We start from the raw sequence: 19,440 nt of genomic DNA, 5'->3' as shown, positions 1-19,440 counted from the left end.
ATATAGTCATTAGGCTAATCAGTTTTTACTTTTTGTTAATAATGGCGCTATAAAATGAATAATGAACATTTAAAACTTTTTGTAAGAATTGCAACGACACATAATATTAGTATGGCGGGCAGTGAACTAGGGCTTTCTGCACCTGTTGCAAGCATGCATATTAATAAATTAGAACATTCACTAGGCGTTAAACTAATACACCGAACCACACGAAAAGTATCTTTAACCCAAGAGGGACAAGAGTTTTTACCGCACGCTGAAGAGATATTAAATGCAGTCGATGCAGCCAAAGCCGCAGTTGGCGCTGGAAGCTTTACACCACAAGGAACAATTAGAGTGACGGCCCCTTCATCATTTGGCCGCATGCATATAGTGCCAGCAATGAAAGGGTTTCTTGAAAAGTATCCCGAGTTGAAAATTGATTTAAGCCAAAGCGATAGTATTATCGACATGGTCGATGGCGGGTTTGATATTGCGATCAGAAATGCGTCATTAAATGATTCTACTCTGGTGGCGCGAAAGCTGGCTCGTGATAAACGTATGGTGTGTGCTTCTCCTAATTATATTAAAAAATATGGATCACCGAATACGCCCAAAGATTTACTCAATCATGAGTGCATTAACCTGATTGGAATAGATACGTGGATTTTTAAAACACCAGAAGGTGATGTAAAAATAAAGCCCAAAGGAGCTATTCGTATTGATAATGGTGAATCAATACGCGATGCGTGTATCGATGGTATAGGCTTAACGTTGGTATCTACTTGGTGTGGTTATGAGGCGATAAAGGCAGGAAAATTGGTCGAAGTTTTAAAAGACTACCCTTTAGCCACTGACACCGCTATTTGGGCAGTGTACCCAAGCTCTCGCCTACTAGCCCCGAAAGTACGTGCGTTTATTGAATACTTCAAAGACTACTTTGGCGAAACACCGTATTGGGAAAGTTAGTTTAACGCACGCTTGTGTACATTTATCTGCTTAATTCATACGTAGCATGAGTTTGCACATGCCGATATGCTTTATATTATAAGCCTGTAAATAGGGCTAAAGCCTGAGTGATTTTTTGAATTTTATCAGCGTTAACGGCATCTGGATGTGGTGCAGTAAACTGACCAATATCATTATCAAAATACAGTCCAGAAGCGTTAGCAAATTCGTCGGATAAAGTAGCGCGTACTAAAATATCAGCGCCTTGCTGTAAATTACCACCGGCAACACCATAAGCTTGTTCAACCATTTTACTACCAAGGAATGACTTTGGATTTACCGCAATAATAATCGGTCCATCATCACCTATCAACAGTGCTAATTGGCGAGACCACATGGTTAGCGCCAATTTACTTTTTGCATAAACGGCGCTATCAGATAAAACACTCGGTTTAGTGATTTCATCACCCGTAACAGAAGCTTGTGCAGCTGAAGATAAATTAATCACCCTTGAGGTGTTTCTCAGTAATGGAAGCAATAGTTTAGTCAGTAAATAAGGAGCTATTGTATTGACCATAAAGCGCACATCAAAGCCGTTAGGTGTTAGCTTTTCAGGTACAACAAACACACCCGCATTGTTAATTAATGTATCTAACGTTTGATGATTTTCTTTTATTGCGCTTGCAAGCGCTTTAACGTCAGCCATAACAGATAGGTCGGCTTTATAAGTATATATTTTATTTGTGTTAGCAACGCCTGAGAGTTGTTGTTTAGCTGAGGCTAATTTAGCCTCACTTCTGCCATGCAATAACACAGTATGCCCTAGCTCAAGTAGTGACTTAGCGGTCGCTAAACCAATACCGTCGGTAGACCCCGTAATTAAAATTACTTTATTCATTGTTTTAATTCCTGTGACTGATTTTTTAATATTTTAATTTATATATTTGTAAAATAAGGGCCGTGTGCTTTTAAAGCATTAAACTAAAACAATGGTGCCACCAAAGTAAGTAGAATTGTTTCACTTGATGAGTAGAGTGTAGTTTGTTCAATCTATTTTGATAATATTGCTTATTAATAAATTAGTTTTAATATTTTATTAATAAATTAGTTTTAATATTTTATTAATAATAGTTAGGAACCTCGCGGGGTGAATATTAAGTTAAAATAAATCACTTATTGCTGCTTAGCTTAGTTGCCGTATTCAGTTGATAATAAATAAGAAGGTAAAGAGGGATTTTTACGTATTTTGTAACATGATTAATTTCATTTCAGTCGTCGAAAAAAATAACGCAACAAGTGCGACTGTAAAGTAGTTCGGGGATTATCTCATTAACTTTAATGCATACGCACACTATTCATCACTTTGTGCCTAATTAATCTTTTTATTTACGACTAATGCTAAGTAGCAGTGAGTATTATTGTAAATACTTTAAATGCCACTAATAATAATGATTTTTATTTGTATTGTTATTTTTTTGTTATTCGGTTAGATTGCTCTTTTTTTAATGATTAAAACTTTAATGAATATGAAAAAGCTGTCTCTTTTATTTCTTATAATGCTTACTTGTGCTTGTAGTATGCTTTCTTCACCAAGTAACACCGAACATGTGAGTGATAAGCTTCCTGTGAGAGCAGATATTAGCCAAGGTACATTGGCTAATGGTATGCAGTATATTGTACTAGAAAATGACAAACCGGCTGATCAAATTTCTTTACAGCTAGTTGTTAAGGCCGGATCTTTACATGAGCAAGACGATCAACAAGGTATTGCACATTTAGTTGAACACATGGCATTTAATGGTACGCAGCAGTACCCAGGTAATAGTATTATTGAACGTCAAGAGTCTTTGGGTATGGTGTTTGGGCGCGATGTAAATGCGACCACCTCTTTTCATACTACCACTTACTTTTTACACTTACCCAATAATACCCCAGCGTTACTTGATGAAGCTTTTAATATGTTAGCGCAACAAGCGAGTGCGCTTACCTTTGAACCACAAGAATTAGAAAAAGAGCGTCCTGTTGTTGAAGAAGAATGGCGTAAAAATCTCAACATACGTAACCGTTTAGCAACTGCTACAGGCGCAATAACAAAAGCCAATAGCCGATACTCTAAACGTTTACCTATCGGTGATATGGAATTAGTTCGTCATGTTGATGCGCAGCGCATTAAAGCTTTTTGGCAAGATTGGTATCATCCAAATAATATGGTGTTAATTGCTGTGGGTGCTACAAATGAGCAGCAAATAGTAAGCGCTCTTAAAAAATATTTCGATAAAATGCCAGCGGTTAAATTGCCACCTCAACCAAATACAGATATCCCTATATTAAACTCGATGAGTTTTAACGTTGTTTCAGATCCCGAGTTAAATACTGAACTAATGACAATTAACTTTCGTGCTAAACAACCGGTAGTTGAAACAATCGAAGGGGCTAAGCAGCAGCTGATATCTGACCTTGCAGTGTATTTAATGTCTGACAGATTACGTCAGCACTTCGAATCAGGTGGGCTATACATAAGTAAAATGTCGGTTGCTGCATATGATTTAGCGCAAGGTTATAGTAATACGCGTATGTTCGCTATTTTAAAAGACGAGCAATACAGCAAGGCGTTACAAGAAATGTTTGCAGAAATTAGTCGTCACGTGGCACATGGGTTTAGTGCTTCAGAGCTTGATTCTGTAAAACTAATGTTGCAAAAAAGCTATCAAGCGCGAATCGAAAACCTAGCTTCAATCACCAATAAATCCTTGCTAAGTACTTTATATAATCAGCTATTAAATCATGCGCCATTTGTTTCGCGTTTAGATCAAGCGACTTTAACGCAAAGATTATTAAATGAAATTACTTTAGCTGATGTAAACCAATACCTCCCTAATTTATTATCACAACGAACAGCTGCTGTAATTGCCCAAGTTAAATCTGACAATAAAGAAAAGCTACCTACTTTGCAGCAGGTTAAAGGATTTTGGCAGCAAGCTATCGCTACACCACCACCGCCAAGCGAGGAGGTTAATGTTGATGCACCATTGTTTAATAAAGAATTGCCAAATGTCGAAGTAATAAGCCATAAAATGCTAGGGGAAAATCATATATGGACACTAAAAAATGATGTTGAAGTGTGGTTTCAGCCTAGTGATAAAACACCTGACTCTTTATTGATCCGCTGGCAAGGCTTGGGAGGCACAGCTCATTTACCTAAGTCAGAGCAAAGAATTGCACAACTTGCTGTTAGTAGTATGGCGCGTTTTGGGTATGCTAATTTCAATGTGTTTCAATTAGAGCGATTAAATGCAGGTAAAAACTTTAATTTAGGGGCAACGGTAAGCCAGTTACAACATTTAGTAACCGGTAGCGCAACAAAAGATTCTTTAGAAGCTTGGTTGCAAAACTTTTATTTAAAAATTACAACCCCTCGTGTTGATGATGCTATTTGGCAATCAAATAAAGCCTTATTACTAAAAAGTTTAAATGCGGAGCATAAATCCCCTCAACGTCAATTTCAGCAAGCTTTAAGTGCTGTACTGTATCCTCGCGACTCTATATTACAGCCTTTAAGTACAAGCGATGTTGAGCAAATATCATCGGATATGCTTTTACCTGTTTGGCAAAAGGTATTTAATCATTCGGCTAAACATCAATTATTAATTGTGGGTAATGCAGATCCACAATGGGTTATTAGTACCGCGGCTAAGTATGTTGGCAATCTGCCAGTAGGAGAAGTTAAAGGCGAATTGCAATTAGCTAAAATAGCGCCTAAAAAAAATACGGTTATCGTGCATGCGGGCACAGAACCTAAAGCGACAACAGAATTATTCTGGCTTATTGATTATCCTTATCAGCTTAAAACAAAACGTGCCGCTAATATTGTAGGTAAATTAATTAATATTCGTATGCGAGAGCAGCTAAGAGAAGTGGCTGGAGGGGTGTATGCATCCCAGTTTTCTTTTTCTGTTGATCGCACGCGCGAACAGCTTTCTGCATCACTGAGTTATTCTCATCAACCAGAACGAGAGCAAGAGTTGAAACATATTGCCATGCAAGTTATTCAAAATGTAATACACAATGGCTTTACACAAATTGAACTCAACACAGTTAAAGAGCAAGTACAAAACGCTTTAAAAGTCGATAATATCCGAGATAGCCAAAAACTCAGTTGGATGAGTCAATTTGCTCGACTAAATGAATACCAACCGATGCCCGATCACTACTTAGCATGGCTGAAATCTGTTTCAGTAGAAGAGCTCAATATATTAGCAAAGGCATTACTGTCATCCGAGCCAAAAGTCGAGGCTATATTACAGCCTAAACAAAAATTGCAAGAAACTATTTAATTTCAGTAACCCAAGCATGCCCGTTGTTGTTACAAAGTATTTACAGTTTTTGGGTAATGCTTTTGCTAGCTTAGGTTAAAATTAAAAAGGATAAAAAAGCTATTCGGCTGTTTAAATTTGCATAGATTTAATTTAAACAGCCAATAAAATTAAAAAATAATTAATATTATCAAATTGTTTTTCATTTCCTATCTCTTCGCTTTTTAAATTAATACGCTTATATAAAACACAATAATTTCAAAGTAAGTGTAAATGTTAATGTTGTTGATATTGATTATCATTAATATTAATGTATAGTGACAAGCCATTAAAAAAACAAAGTTAAAAGTTATCTTAAGGGATACAAAATGAAAACATCACGGACTTTATTAGCGTTGGCTATCACCAGTACTCTTACCGCTTGTGGAGGCGGTAGTGATAATTCTGCACCTGAGTTTAGTCAGGTTAGCTATTCGCTTTCTACCTCAGAAGACACCGCAGTGGAAGGTTCAGTAAGTGCAACCGATGCAAAAAGTTATACAGTTGTTAATGCTGCTTCAAATGGTGTGTTTTCATTAAATGCCGATGGTAGTTTTTCGTATAGTCCAAATGCTGACTTTAATGGCTCAGACAGTGTTGTCGTACAGGCATCAGATGGCAGTCAAACTAGCCAAGCAGCAGTTAACTTTACTGTAACGGCTGTCAACGATGCACCAACGCTTTCTACTACTGCCATCAATGTCACCACCTCTGCGCAAACAGTGGCAACCCTCGATGTTATTGATGTAGATGGCGATGATATTGTTTTTACATTAGTTGAAGCACCGCAAAGCGGTATCCTAACTTTATCTTCTACAGGTGAAGTGACTTATCAAGCCGAGCAGCTTTCTGCTATTTCGGGATCATTTGTTGTAAGTTATACCGATGGGGTTATCGAACAACCTATTGAAGCAACTATAGCGCTGCAAGCCGCTATGGTGACTAACCAAGATAAGCTTACGTATTATTACAGTTCAGAAAAATCGCACATTGCTAAAGCGCAAAGTATTAAAGTAAATATTGCCGATGATGCAACCCAAGACACGATAAATATTGATTTAGCTGCCAGCTATTATTTTTCAGGATTTGATGAAACAGGCCAATCAACCATAGATGAAATTTCAGATGTGTACAGTAAAGCAAAAGCCTATAACGCATCTGCTGAAGCACTTGATTCTCGAGAGTTGTTTGATAAAGCATTAGAGCTGAGAGAGCTTGCAGAAGAAAACTACAATCTTTACCTAGGTGAGAAAGGCCTAAATAACATTAATTCAAGCGATGCAGGCTTTTTCTTAGGCTTGATCCGCGATTACCTCGCAGCCGGTCAAACAACCGAAGCCAACCGTTTATTAACTAGCTTAAAGCTTTATGCCGATGCAATAAGAGAAGAAGAATACGATTCAACCTATGGTAGTTTTTTAACTTCATTTGATGAAAATGCCAGTATCGCTGTAGCAACTTACTTAAGCGATAAAACCGAGCAAAACTATCAACTTGCCGTTGAGGCAATCCAACACTTTGCCGAACTTGCAGAGCAAACAGGCTACCGAATTGAAACCGTGAGCGGTAATTATACCGATGAACCTTCTGATCGTATTAAAGGGGTGTACTTGAGCTATGCGATTACTCATTTTTACAATATAGATGCAGAAGAAGAAACAAAAGAATATATGGCTAAGTTACTCGCTTTGTATGGCGAAGTAAATTACGACGAAGATTATGTTTATGAGTTGGGTGAATATGTTGATGCTACCCGAGATCATAGAACGTCTTACATGTTTGCTATTAGTGAACTGTCAGGTATTTTTGCACGTTATTATCCAACTGCCGAAGTTAATATTCCCATTAAATTAGTGGATGAATTTGGCAGTAGCTTTTATCAATCAAGCGCACGCGAAAACCTTTACTCAAGTACGATTATAAGCGATGTTATTGCAGGCAATGGCATAGAAGCAGGGGTTGCTTCTGCAACGACATACTATTCAGACGATTTTTACTTACGTGGTCTATTTGAAACACTAATCGAAAGTTATTCTGGTGATGGTGCAGCAATACAACTTGCTAACTTAGGCTATACAAGTAGTGCGCTTGAAATATTAGGTAAAGTGAGTGACTTAATTATTTCTGATAGCTATATAAACCAACAGTGGTCAGACGTTTATGTAACAGGTCGCTCAGGTTGTTTTCGTGTTACTGAATTAACTATGAGTTATGGTGGTGATGCACAAGCGCAAGCTCAAGTATGCGAAACTTTAGTAAATGATTACTATGGTGTCGATTCGGGTATTGCTACTTCTGATATTATTTCAACGCAAAATCATCTACTTCATACCTATGCGGTTGTTGGCGATAGTGAGAAAGTGTCTGCAATTGCAGATGTTATGTTAACGCAAATTGCTATTCTTGATGATTTAGAAGAGCAAACTGAAGCCTATTTAGACTTAGCAAACAGCTTATTAAAATATGCTGTTTTTACAAAGTCAAAAACGGTATTAGATCTAGCGCTAGCTAACATTGATACTCTTATTGCAACGGATGATACAACCCTTATCGAGGCGGCATTAGGTTATTTAGAACTTTATCTACTAAATAATGGCACCGTTTCAAATACAAGTTTAGGCTACGATAGCTATATCTACGGCGTCAAAGCGAATGCAATAAATATTACTGATTATGTTACCTTCTACCAAAATGCAGTAGAGAGTATCAATAGCCGTGTAACCAGCTTAACCACTAAAGTGCTGACACTATCAGACAATGACATCCAAAACATGATGGAAGATTTAGTTAAAATTAACTTTTATAGTGGTCAAACAACGAAAGTCATTGAGCTTATAGCACATGATGTGAATGGTGATGCAGATAAATTAGCATTAAATGCCAATTTTGCGCAGTACTATACAAGTTACGATGACTTCCCAGGCAGTACAATTGCATCGGTTGATACCGATCATGATGGTTTCCCTAACTTCTTTATGCTTGATGTGAGCGATGATGATATTGCTGCCTCTGGTCTAGTCCTTGATGAAGATAGTGATAACGATGGTATTGTCGATACACAAGACGATACTCCACTAGGTGACTAACCTGCGGTTACTGTTGCACTGCAAGCTAGCTTGCAGTGCAACAAACTCAATTCGATCGAATAATACAATTTATAGATGATTTCTAATGTTTTAGAAATGCACTCATTTAGATAGAAAACACCAATGAATAGAATCTTGTTTCCCACTTTTCTTACGCTTGCTTCACCTTTTGCTTTGGCACAACAAGGTCAGGCAACAGACTATAGCGAGTTAGCCGAAACGCTTTTTGCAACTGAGCTTCATTTAATGCGCTGCCTTGAGCGTATTGAAAAAAGTGAGCAAAGCCCTAAAACAATGCAAACATGTTTAGAGCAAGAAAAAGCATTAGAGCATATAGAAGTATATGGGCGTTTTATCGGGCTAGAAACCCCCGAAGTAATTGGCCGCTATTATTTAGACAAACAGTTTATTGAAAATGCGCCAAAAGGGAACGGCGATATTAACGAGTTAATTGCCTTACTGCCAGGTGTTCAACTATCAGAGAGTGCTTATTCCATCGACTCTTTACAAGAAATAAAAGCGCAGGATATTTCTATTTCTGGAGGAAAACCGTGGCAAACGGGGTTTTATATTGATGGTTTAAACTATAACTCTCGTCAAGACCCTGCTTCAACAGGTGGCTCGGCAAATGATATTGAAGGCGCAGTGCAAACGATGAATGTAAATCATCAAATTGTGTCTTCTATTAGTGTTTACGATAACAATATCCCCGCAGAGTATGGTAATTTTTCTGGTGGGGTTGTTGAAGTTGAAACACAAAGTCCATTCGACGATGATAAAACCTCGTTTATTTTTGGTTATCGCGGTACGCAAAGTAATTGGGGGAGTTATCATACAATAACCCCAGAAGACGAAGGTGAAAATGATACCGAATTGGCTGAAGAAGAACCGCCAATTTTTAAAAAAAATAACTACAACATGAGCTTAAATCATAAGTTTAATGACCGACACGGTTTGTTAGTCAATGTGAGTTATTTAGAAAGCGTAATTTCAGATATATCGCTACAACAGACAAAAACGCAAGAACGTAGAAATACCAATGCATTAATAAAATACAGTTACAGAAAAGGGTGGGTTGATAATTTAGATCTGTCTTTTATTTATGCGCCATATGAAAATCATAATTATAAAAAAGACACCCTAAACAGCGACTACATTATTGATGGTGGAGCCATTGGCAGTGCACTTAATATAAAGCATAACTTTTCGTGGGCACGACTGGATTCTAAGCTTAATTTTAGCCGTAGTGAAAACTCTAGAGAAGCACCGGCCCATTATTACATTTGGCTTCAAGCTAAAGGAAAAGAGTGGGGGCAATACGCCGATGGTAACTCGGAAGACTTAGTGCCAGTATCGCTTGAAGGTGGTGATGGTGATCTTGATAAAACCCAAGACAGCTTTGCTTGGAAAAACAAGTTTACCTTAGATAGCCATAAGTTAATGGGCAGTACCCATGACATTCAATTTGGTACAAATATTGATTATGAAAGTATTAAACGCGATAGAGATCAAGACAGCTATTACTATAATTCGGCGTTACAGTACTCCACAGCACTTGATGGTACAGCGTTAAATTGCAGTGGCTACACACTTGACTGTATTGAGCTAAGTTACTATCAACCATTAGCGCAATTAGAGACGCAGTTAGGGGGAGAATTAGACCTCAATAACCCCGAGCATATTTTAGCGTACTCAAATAATGTGGCCACTACACCGCAATATTTTCAGTCACGAATAGTCAGACCACAAGAACATATTGCGGTTGATTTAATGCGATATGCCATGTTTTTTTCAGATGCCATTGAAGTGGGTCGGGTTAACGCCACCGTAGCTGTACGAGCTGAATATGATGACTTTTTTCAAAATTTAAATTTCTCACCTAGACTTTCTTTGGGTATAGACGTGTTTAATGATGGTAACAGTATGGCTATTTTAGGCGCTAGCCGTTACTACGATGCGGGTTTATTAACCTATAAGGTGCGCGAACAGCAATTACCTTCATATACTCAATACCGTCCTATTCGCGATAGCTATCTACAAAGCTGGCTTACCTCATCGGGTGTGGCCGACTATAAATACCGATACACGGATGTAAAGTCACCTTATGATGATGAGTTTGTTATTGGCTGGAAACAATCAACAAAACATTTTGGTCATTTTTCGATAAAATACGTCAAACGTAATAAGTACGATCAACTCGCGCGCGAATCAGATGTTGTGTTAGAAAATGACGGTTTTTCATATATACAAGTAAACAATGCCGGTTATGGTCATAGCGAACGTTATACTTTTGCTTGGAATGCACAATATAAAAACCATTCATTTTGGTTTAATACCTCAGTGACCGACAATTACTCTAATGTTGATGACTATGATACCTCTGCAGATAATGTCCCCCTTGATGAGTTAGTTATGTACGAAGGAGATCTTATTTCTAAAGCCGATTTAGATCTGATCAACGAAAATTTTGCACGACCACTAATGGCCAGTTTTGGCTGGTCTACGCAATGGTTTGACAACTTAACCACTTCGTTTACTGGTAACTACAGCCAAGGTTACGATAGTGCCCAATTAACAGGCGGCTACAGCGAAACAGACCAAGTGAGCAGTGCGTGCCCAGAATGTCAGACGAGTGCTGTTTTAGTGCCGACTTATCAAAAGGTTTATATACAATCAAGAGTGCTGGTTAATATGGGACTCACGTGGCAACCCGAGCTTTTCGAAAATCACCGTTTACGATTTCGTGCAGATATTAGTAACTTGTTCGACGCAAGAACTTATAGCGTTAACGCAAACAGTAGCGGAATAGAGGTCGGTAGGCAATTTTGGTTAGGCCTAACTTACTCATTTAATTAATTTAAAACGCAGGATAAAACATGAAAAAATTACTACTTATTACCATGCTATGGCTTAGCGCACTGAACATACAAGCAAAAGAATTAACGTTTGGTAAAGCGGTTAACGCAGATTCACAAGTTAAAATATCGGCAATATTAGCCAACCCAGAAGCGTATCTACATCAAAATGTCACCGTTAAAGGCACTATTGTTGGAGTATGTAGCCACCGTGGTTGTTGGATGGAGCTTGCCTCTGATGCAAAATTTGAAAAACTACGCATAAAAGTACGTGATGGCGATATGGTATTTCCATTATATGCCAAAGGGCGTGAAGCGTTAGCTACAGGGAAATTACAAGAAATCGCACTAAGTTTAAAACAAACAAAGCAATATCAAGCACAAATCGCAAAACGTAAAGGTGAAGCTTTCGACAGCACTGATGTAACCGAGAGTATGTCTATTTATCAACTTTCACCGATTGGGGTAAAAGTTCTTGACTAGAAAATCGGCTAATTTTTGGTTTCGTTTAAACCGAACATTACACCGCGATATTGGTTATTTATGCATTGGTTTAACATTAGTTTTTGCTGTTTCGGGCATTGCGTTAAACCATATTGCAGATTGGAATCCGAACTATATTATTGAGCGTGTAGAGAAACCCTTTAAGGCTAAAAATACTTTATCAGATGAGCAATTAAATGAGCAGCTTAGTACCTTGTTTGAGTTTAATGAGGCCATAAAGGCCAGCTATTGGGAGTCGGTGCAGCAATACAAACTATTTTTTGCCGAGGGCGGGACGTTAACCGCTAATTTTTCACGGCAAACGGCAGTATATGAACGTGTTACTGAGCGCGCGGTATTTAAGCAATTTAATACCTTGCATTTAAACGAAGCGAAAAAAGGCTGGGTTGTTTTTTCTGATATCTATGCTGGTATGTTAATTTTTTTGGCCCTGTCGGCTTTGTTTATGGTTAAAGGAAAATACAGTCCTTGGCGATTAAAAAGAGGCTGGTTAGTTATTGTAGGTGGGTTGATCCCCACGGTGTATATTTTTTATGTTTAATTTCTTTATTTTATTACTGTTAGCGTCGGTGTGTTTGAATGGGGTAAGCGTGGTATATGCCAGTGATCTCGATATTAAGCAGTTACGAAAAATATATACTCAAGACCCCAAGTTTTGGCCAAAACCTTTGCTTGATGAAGGCGTTGAGCATAGTGAATTAGGCTTACTCGATAGCGTTAAGTTCCCTAGCAGTAACCCTTTTACAAAAGCCAAAATGAAATTAGGGCAACAACTGTTTAACGACGGACGCTTATCACGCTCAGAGCAAATTGCTTGTGCAAGCTGTCATGACCCCGATTTAGCATGGGCTGATGGGCGCAAAAAATCGTTTGGTCATAACCGACAACAAGGTAAACGTAATGCTCCGTCAATCGAAAATGTGGGTTATAGTTCACATTTTTTTTGGGATGGCAGGGCTTTATCGCTCGAATCGCAAGCATTAATGCCAATTCAAGACCCACTGGAAATGAACTTTACTTTGCCAGAGCTTGAACAGCGTTTGGCAAATATAGCTGACTATAAAGCGCAGTTTAAGGCTGCTTTTGGTGATGAAAAGGTGACGGTTGAGCGTATAGGTATGGCGTTAGCGACGTTTCAGCGCACCATTACTTCGCGTAAAAGTGACTTTGATTATTTTATGCTTGCAAGTAAACAGCAAAATCCGCGCACCAAAAATATTTATCAAAATAAATTGTCAGACTCTGCATTATTAGGGCTGCATTTATTTCGCACCAAAGCGCGGTGTATCAATTGCCATTCGGGTGCCATGTTTAGCGATCAAAAATTTCATAATATTGGACTGACCTTTTATAAACATAAAAACCAAGATTTAGGCCGTTACAATGTCACCGCGAAAGCTCAAGATGTAGGTAAGTTTAAAACCCCAAGTTTACGCGGTGTAATGAATGGCAAGCCTTGGATGCATAATGGTTTATTTGTCGATATGCAGGGGATAGTTAATTTATATAATGTAGGTGGCGGGTTTACAAAACCCGATGCTAATGATCCATTATCACCACAGTTATCGCCACATATAAAGCCGCTTGCATTAACGCAAGAAGAAATATCAGCTTTGCTCGAGTTTTTAAATGCGATTACGGCAAAGCCAGCCAGAGGGCCTGCCAATGTATTTTTAAATGCGAAATGAAGTATGAACTCTCGCTTTTATTAACCCCATTGTTTGTAAGTGAGTACAAAATATAGCCACCATGCATACGCTAATATTAATAATATATGCCACAGTGGAGTACTTAAAAACTAGCTGAAAAATACGATAAAAGGTGGTGATATTATTCCCTGCGCTGGCAGCTTTAACTTGATTCGGGTATTATATTTACAACTTTGATTTGTAGATATTAATTATGAACACGCTCAATGCCAAAGAAAATATTCAAGCCGTAGTTAGGGCAATTAAAGCCGAAGAGCTGAAACTTCGCCAAAAATATCCAGTATTAGCCCATCAAAATACTTTGGGGATGGCTATTTTATTAATTTCATTAAGTGCGCTAATTGGTTTAGGTCTCTTGTATTACTTAGCCATTATTCCTGCTTGGGTGTGTATTATTTTGGCCGCGATTGCCACTTCTATCTCACATGAGTTAGAGCATGATTTGATCCATAAACAGTATTTTAGCAATAACCCGTTGCTCCATAACTTTATGATGCTTAGCGTGTGGGTTATGCGTCCAAATACAGTCAGTCCATGGTTTAGACGCAAAATGCATTTGCATCATCATAAAACATCGGGTACCCAACAAGATTTAGAAGAGCGTTTAGTGGGTAATGGTATTAAAAACCCATTTTTACGTGCGTTAGTTATTGTTGATGGACTTTTAGGGTTAACCATAAACACGAAACGCTTTAGTAAAGAAATAAAAGGCTTTAGCTTTTTAAAAGTGTTTAACGCCGGTTTTCCGTTAGCTACAGTGCATTTTGTTATTTTATATTCGGTTATTATCTTTCATATTGTTAACTTGTTTACACCGATTAGTGCAAATGCACCGGTTTTATTACTCGATATAATGAATGTATTTGAGTTTTTAATGGTGGTACTTATTGTGCCTAATGTGATTCGATCAAGCTCGCTTAATTTTGTTACCTCAAGTATGCATTACTACGGTGGTGTTACTAATATGCTTGAACAAACACATGTTATTACAAGTCGTTTATTTGCGCCTTTTCATTTGTTTTGTTTTAACTTTGGTCATACGCACACTATTCATCACTTTGTGCCTAATCAACCTTTTTATTTACGACAAATGCTTAGTAAAAAGGTACTCCCTATTATGAAAAAACATGGGGTGCGATTTAATGATTTTGAAAGCCTCAAAAATGCGAATAAATATCCAGCCTAACAAACCCATTGACCTTAACTATGGTTGAGGTTTTACAGTAGCGACTTATTTATTTTAATAGGTCGCTACAATGAACTTAAATCAAGTCACTTTACCCGTCGTCGATATCGATAAAGCCAATGCATTTTATTTGCTAATGGGCTTTACTCAAATTGTTAAAACAGAACATTATTCGCGCTTTGAATGCCCAAATGGGGCGAGTTTTTCATTATTATTAACCGATGAATATGCTAATAACGCCGCAACCCTTTATTTCGAAAGCGATAACCTAGAAAGTTGGATAAATACACTTAAAAGCAAAGGGATTAAATTTAATACTGCGCTAACTAAGCAGCGTTACTTATGGAGTGAAGCCTCGTTAGAAGACCCATCAGGTAATAAAATTAAACTTTATTATGCTGGCGAAAACAGGCTTAACCCCCCTTGGCGCGTTAATATAACGCACGAGTAAACATGCTTTTTATAAACAAATTTAGTGTAAATAGATCATCCTATCTTTGTATATCGTATAGCTCATTTTTAAATATGACTAATGAGGTATGCATGTTAAGTAGCGAAGATATTTCTCGTATTATCGAAATGGCGTGGGAAGACCGTACTCCGTACGAAGCTATTGAGCAGCTTTATGGATTAAACCATTCATCATTGGTTTGCTTTATGCGTAAGCATATATCAGCGGGTGCATTTAAAACATGGCGTAAGCGCCATGCAGGGCGTAAAACCAAGCACTTACAATTACGAAGTCCTGAAATTATGCGTAGTCATTGTAAAACACAGTATAAGCCAAGGTAACCTTTCATAATGGTGTTTTTAAAGAGCAACATTACTGTCTTTTTTTATTACAAAACAGTAATATAATCGGTTATGTATATAACTTAATACGAAAAACACACTAAATTTAACTCGGAAAATACTTATGAAAATAACCGGACGCTGTTACTGCGGCGATATAACATACCATGCAGAAGTAGATGAAAATAAAGTTATTAATTGCCACTGTACTGATTGCCAAAAAATGTCGAGTGGCCCATTGCGTACTGTGGTTTTATCATACCCAGGAGCGGTCACCTTTAATGCGACTTTACCTAAAGAGTATATAAAAACAGCGCAAAGCGGCAATAAGCGTGCACAAGGGTTTTGCGGTAACTGCGGTACTTCATTGTATGCTACATCGGTAGGAGGGAGTGATGCTGAGCGTATTTATGGATTAAGAATTGGGGCAGTGCATGAGCGTGAGCAACTCACACCTAAAGCACAAATTTGGTGTCGTTCGAGTGCATCATGGCTTAATGAATTAAACACGATGAACAACTTTGAAACCACACCACCTGCAAACTAATTTGAAATAAAACCCTGTGTTTTCGTGTCTACTTATTTAACTGTACTGAGTAGATAATTAAACGGAGGGTTTTATGTGTAGTTCACCAAAAAGTAGCCGTGCAGTAAAAAAGTCTGCCATTAACTTTGATAATGAATTAACGCAACAACAGCGTTTACGTTTTGCGGCTAAAGCAAATTTAGCGCAAGAGCGCAAAGAACAACGTGAAGCAGCCAATAAACATTATGCTAAAAAGCAGGCATCTAAAAAGCAAACTAAAGGCTTTTTTGCATGGTTTGAACAGCTTTTAGCGTAATTGTGTCGTTAAGCGTTTTTACTTAGTAAAATATCGCGCCCACCTAAGTAACCAAAAATACCGCATGCAATACTGGCTAGGGCGCAAAGCCATAACAAACTATCCCAGCTTCCAAAATAGCTATGCAGTGCACCAGCAAACATAGGACCGGTTGCTGCTAATAAATAGCCGGCGCATTGTGCCATTGCCGATAACGATGTTGCTTGTCGAGAGTTGTGAGAGCGTAAACTCACGTAAGATATGCCTAAAATAAACGTAGCCCCAGAGCAAAACCCTAATGTAGCGGTCCATATAAATGCAGCGCTTGGAAAGTAAAGTAAGCCAAACGAACAAGCACTGCCACATAAGGCCAGTATTAATGCCAACATACGTTGATCTTTTAATTTTGCTAATAAAGGAATTAATAAAATGCCCGGCAAAGCTGAAGCAAATTGAAAGGCCCCATGCAATACACCGGCATGCTGCGCATCATACCCGGCATCAATTAATACACTGGGCAGCCAAGCAATCATAATATAGGTAAAAAATGAGTTTAAACCTAAAAACAACGTAATGTGCCACGCTAACGGGTAGTGCCAAATTTTGCTACCAGGTACGCTTTGTGTGACATCCTTTGTAGGTTTGGTATGTAATTTTAATTGGGGTAGCCATATAAAAATACTTATTATTGTGAGCAAAGCATAGCTTGCAAGAGCGATTTGCCAGCCCATATCTTGATACCCTGCAAGAGGTATAATTAATGCCGAATAACTTCCTGCAAATACTCCCATTGCTAGCACGTATGCCGAAGTCATAATTGCTACTTTGTGAGGAAAATCTCGCTTTATTAAACTCGGTAGTAATACATTGCCTATTGCTATCCCCACTGCGATGACTCCCGTTCCTATATATAACAAAGGAGCACTGGGTATTAATCGTGATAGCAGCCCTAAAGCAATTAAAATAAGAGCAATAAAAAGTGATATTTCAAGCCCTAGCTTTTTTGCTAGTGTAGACGCTAAAGGCGAGGCTAAAGCAAACGCTAAAAGAGGGAGGGTTGTCAGCATGCCTGCTTGCGAAGCCGTTAAATTAAAGCTGGCAATAATATTATCAAGTACTGGTCCAATACCGGTTACCGGTGCACGCAAGTTAAAGGCTATAAAAAATATACCGGTAATTAAAATGATACTCGAAAGCGTGGTACGAGAGGGTAAAGCGTTATTCACAAAATACTCAAATCTGCAAAAAGAATGGTCAAATTATACCAGAACTTAGCCTTCATACACATTAATTAGCGTGTGCAATATCGGTGTGCTTGGTGCGTATTAAGTGTTGAGGACAAAACCTGCGGTGTCACATATTAAAATAACTTATTTATTTTAACCCCAGTTTTATATCTCGGGCGTTTATAGCGGTAATTACTTTTTTAAACCGAATAGGTGAGTTATGAAAAACGATAAAATACAGCGCATAAACCCAAAAATGATATTAACCGCGGTAAGTTTAGCGATAATAACAGCGTGTACATATTCAAGTCATAAGCAAAGTACACAACAAACGATACCCAGCACTTCACAACCGAAAAGTACGCCCGACATTGAAACAATACAAGTGAGTAGCAATAATATTGTAGTTAGTGAGCAACAAGATAAGGCTGTAAGGCAATTAAAAGTGGCACAAAAGCAAATGTTTGCCACAACTAAAATGTCTGTTATGCCTCGCAACATAAGTATGCCGCGCCCTATATTACCATCACCTATAGAGCGGCCGATTATTAACGAAAAAAACAATAACGAGCAGTACTTAAAATCATTACAAAACCCAGTAAAGCAAGTTGTAACGCAGCCGTTGTCTACTTTTTCTATTGATGTTGATACCGGTAGCTACAGCAATAGCCGTCGTATGATAAATGCAGGGCAACTCCCCCCCAGCGATGCTGTACGAGAAGAAGCTTTTATAAATTACTTTAATTATGACTATTTAACACCGGCATCATTTGATGTGCCTTTTAATATACACACCGAAATGGCAGCAGCGCCATGGAATGCACAACGTCAACTTCTGCATATTGGCATTAAGGGATTTGAAATTGAAAAGTCGCAGTTAAAGGCCGCTAACTTGGTGTTTTTACTTGATGTGTCGGGCTCTATGAATGCGGCTAATAAATTACCTTTATTAAAAAGCAGTTTAAAAATGTTGACTAAACAACTCGATGAAGACGACTCAGTGGCTATTGTGGTTTATGCTGGAGCCGCAGGTGTGGTGCTAGATGCAAGTGCAGGAAATGAACATCAAAAAATATCACAAGCATTAGATACTTTATCGGCAGGAGGCTCTACAAACGGACAGCAGGGTATCGAGCTTGCTTATCAAATTGCACAAAAAAACTTTAAAAAAGGCGGTGTGAATAGAGTCATACTCGCTACCGATGGTGATTTTAATGTCGGCACACAATCGTTAGACGAGTTAAAAGCACTTATTGCTAATAAACGTGAAACAGGCATTGCATTAACCACGTTAGGCTTTGGTCAAGGCAATTACAACGATGCGCTAATGGAGCAGTTAGCTAATATAGGTAATGGTCAGCACGCGTATATTGATAATCTTAATGAAGCGCGCAAAGTATTAGTCGATGAGTTGAGCAGTACCATGCAAATTATCGCAAAAGATGTAAAAGTTCAGGTCGAGTTTAACCCGCAGCTGGTGGCTGAGTATCGTTTAATTGGCTATCAAAATCGTTTATTAGCAAACGAAGATTTTAATAACGACAATATTGATGCCGCAGAGCTTGGCGCGGGCCATACCGTGACCGCAATTTACGAGTTAACAATGGCCAACTCAACACAAAAGCACATAGACGATTTACGATACAGCAGTAACCATAAAACCCCACAGGGTGATATAAATACCTCTGAAGTGGCGTTTGTAAAGGTGCGTTATAAACAACCTACGAACAATAAAAGCCAGTTAATTAGTCATAAGGTGCTAACAGCGAATGCGGATAATCTGGTTTCGAGCGATTTTAAGTTTGCAGCAGCCGTGGCTGGATTTGCACAAATGTTAAAAGGTGCAAAGTATTTAGGGCAATGGCACTATAACGATATAGCCACTTTGGCAAACCAAAATAAAGGGGATGACCCATTTGGATACCGCAGTGAATTTATACAACTGGTAAAAACAGCGGCTGCGTTGCAGTAACGATGACTAA

At 38.3% G+C, this 19,440-nt stretch carries 15 protein-coding genes; 13 read left to right on the top strand and 2 right to left on the bottom strand.

Annotated elements, in window-relative coordinates; all coding sequences use genetic code 11:
• The first annotated feature begins 54 nt into the window (after positions 1 to 54).
• Positions 55 to 948: a LysR family transcriptional regulator gene (locus J8L70_RS02600; protein ID WP_211053911.1), complete on the top strand. Its 894-nt coding sequence runs from the start codon at positions 55 to 57 to the stop codon at positions 946 to 948.
• Between the two features lie 76 nt (positions 949 to 1,024).
• Here J8L70_RS02600 and J8L70_RS02595 read toward each other — a convergent pair whose 3' ends face one another.
• Complete coding sequence (locus J8L70_RS02595; RefSeq protein ID WP_211053910.1) at positions 1,025 to 1,825, bottom strand: SDR family NAD(P)-dependent oxidoreductase; 801 nt, start codon at positions 1,823 to 1,825, stop codon at positions 1,025 to 1,027.
• A 679-nt stretch (positions 1,826 to 2,504) separates the two neighbouring features.
• On the opposite strand from J8L70_RS02595, the gene J8L70_RS02590 reads away from it, so the two are divergent.
• The 11 genes from J8L70_RS02590 (at position 2,505) to J8L70_RS02540 (ending at position 16,253) form a co-directional block, all read left to right on the top strand.
• Positions 2,505 to 5,261, top strand: a complete 2,757-nt coding sequence (locus tag J8L70_RS02590) for a M16 family metallopeptidase (RefSeq protein WP_211053909.1) — start codon at positions 2,505 to 2,507, stop codon at positions 5,259 to 5,261.
• Between the two features lie 347 nt (positions 5,262 to 5,608).
• Positions 5,609 to 8,365, top strand: coding sequence for a cadherin-like domain-containing protein (locus tag J8L70_RS02585; RefSeq protein ID WP_211053908.1), 2,757 nt, complete (start codon positions 5,609 to 5,611; stop codon positions 8,363 to 8,365).
• Between the two features lie 123 nt (positions 8,366 to 8,488).
• Positions 8,489 to 11,221, top strand: a complete 2,733-nt coding sequence (locus tag J8L70_RS02580; protein WP_211053907.1) for a TonB-dependent receptor plug domain-containing protein — start codon at positions 8,489 to 8,491, stop codon at positions 11,219 to 11,221.
• Positions 11,222 to 11,241: 20 nt separating this feature from the next.
• Entirely contained in the window at positions 11,242 to 11,703 is a 462-nt protein-coding gene (locus J8L70_RS02575) for a DUF4920 domain-containing protein (protein ID WP_211053906.1), read from the top strand.
• A complete protein-coding gene (locus tag J8L70_RS02570; RefSeq protein WP_211053905.1) occupies positions 11,696 to 12,265 on the top strand; it encodes a PepSY-associated TM helix domain-containing protein in 570 nt (189 codons plus the stop codon). Before J8L70_RS02575 ends, J8L70_RS02570 begins: the two co-directional genes overlap by 8 nt.
• Positions 12,258 to 13,412, top strand: a complete 1,155-nt coding sequence (locus J8L70_RS02565; protein WP_211053904.1) for a cytochrome-c peroxidase — start codon at positions 12,258 to 12,260, stop codon at positions 13,410 to 13,412. Before J8L70_RS02570 ends, J8L70_RS02565 begins: the two co-directional genes overlap by 8 nt.
• A gap of 214 nt (positions 13,413 to 13,626) precedes the next feature.
• Positions 13,627 to 14,619, top strand: coding sequence for a fatty acid desaturase (locus tag J8L70_RS02560; protein WP_211053903.1), 993 nt, complete (start codon positions 13,627 to 13,629; stop codon positions 14,617 to 14,619).
• A 70-nt stretch (positions 14,620 to 14,689) separates the two neighbouring features.
• A complete protein-coding gene (locus J8L70_RS02555; RefSeq protein ID WP_211053902.1) occupies positions 14,690 to 15,070 on the top strand; it encodes a VOC family protein in 381 nt (126 codons plus the stop codon).
• 92 nt (positions 15,071 to 15,162) lie between these two features.
• On the top strand, positions 15,163 to 15,411 hold the full coding sequence (locus J8L70_RS02550) for a TIGR03643 family protein (protein WP_211053901.1): 249 nt from the start codon (positions 15,163 to 15,165) through the stop codon (positions 15,409 to 15,411).
• A 124-nt stretch (positions 15,412 to 15,535) separates the two neighbouring features.
• A complete protein-coding gene (locus J8L70_RS02545; protein ID WP_211053900.1) occupies positions 15,536 to 15,958 on the top strand; it encodes a GFA family protein in 423 nt (140 codons plus the stop codon).
• A 73-nt stretch (positions 15,959 to 16,031) separates the two neighbouring features.
• A complete protein-coding gene (locus tag J8L70_RS02540; protein ID WP_211053899.1) occupies positions 16,032 to 16,253 on the top strand; it encodes a hypothetical protein in 222 nt (73 codons plus the stop codon).
• An 8-nt stretch (positions 16,254 to 16,261) separates the two neighbouring features.
• On the opposite strand, the gene J8L70_RS02535 is transcribed toward J8L70_RS02540, so the two are convergent.
• Positions 16,262 to 17,458, bottom strand: coding sequence for an MFS transporter (locus tag J8L70_RS02535; protein WP_211053898.1), 1,197 nt, complete (start codon positions 17,456 to 17,458; stop codon positions 16,262 to 16,264).
• 220 nt (positions 17,459 to 17,678) lie between these two features.
• On the opposite strand from J8L70_RS02535, the gene J8L70_RS02530 reads away from it, so the two are divergent.
• Entirely contained in the window at positions 17,679 to 19,430 is a 1,752-nt protein-coding gene (locus J8L70_RS02530; RefSeq protein WP_211053897.1) for a VWA domain-containing protein, read from the top strand.
• Positions 19,431 to 19,440 lie beyond the last annotated feature (10 nt).

It is taken from the genome of Pseudoalteromonas sp. MMG010 (genome assembly GCF_018100905.1).
Lineage (GTDB): Bacteria > Pseudomonadota > Gammaproteobacteria > Enterobacterales > Alteromonadaceae > Pseudoalteromonas.
Note: the sequence above shows the minus strand (reverse complement) of the source record. Positions and strands in the feature narration are given on the sequence as shown.

Bases quoted from the DNA above. Each gene is read 5' to 3' on its own strand.
- J8L70_RS02590 (WP_211053909.1), top strand. From the start codon at position 2,505: ATGCTTTCTTCACCAAGTAACACCGAACATGTGAGTGATAAGCTTCCT.
- J8L70_RS02575 (WP_211053906.1), top strand. From the start codon at position 11,242: ATGAAAAAATTACTACTTATTACCATGCTATGGCTTAGCGCACTGAAC.
- J8L70_RS02555 (WP_211053902.1), top strand. From the start codon at position 14,690: ATGAACTTAAATCAAGTCACTTTACCCGTCGTCGATATCGATAAAGCC.
- J8L70_RS02550 (WP_211053901.1), top strand. From the start codon at position 15,163: ATGTTAAGTAGCGAAGATATTTCTCGTATTATCGAAATGGCGTGGGAA.
- J8L70_RS02530 (WP_211053897.1), top strand. From the start codon at position 17,679: ATGAAAAACGATAAAATACAGCGCATAAACCCAAAAATGATATTAACC.
- J8L70_RS02545 (WP_211053900.1), top strand. From the start codon at position 15,536: ATGAAAATAACCGGACGCTGTTACTGCGGCGATATAACATACCATGCA.
- J8L70_RS02580 (WP_211053907.1), top strand. From the start codon at position 8,489: ATGAATAGAATCTTGTTTCCCACTTTTCTTACGCTTGCTTCACCTTTT.
- J8L70_RS02600 (WP_211053911.1), top strand. From the start codon at position 55: ATGAATAATGAACATTTAAAACTTTTTGTAAGAATTGCAACGACACAT.
- J8L70_RS02565 (WP_211053904.1), top strand. From the start codon at position 12,258: ATGTTTAATTTCTTTATTTTATTACTGTTAGCGTCGGTGTGTTTGAAT.
- J8L70_RS02560 (WP_211053903.1), top strand. From the start codon at position 13,627: ATGAACACGCTCAATGCCAAAGAAAATATTCAAGCCGTAGTTAGGGCA.
- J8L70_RS02595 (WP_211053910.1), bottom strand. From the start codon at position 1,825: ATGAATAAAGTAATTTTAATTACGGGGTCTACCGACGGTATTGGTTTA.
- J8L70_RS02585 (WP_211053908.1), top strand. From the start codon at position 5,609: ATGAAAACATCACGGACTTTATTAGCGTTGGCTATCACCAGTACTCTT.
- J8L70_RS02540 (WP_211053899.1), top strand. From the start codon at position 16,032: ATGTGTAGTTCACCAAAAAGTAGCCGTGCAGTAAAAAAGTCTGCCATT.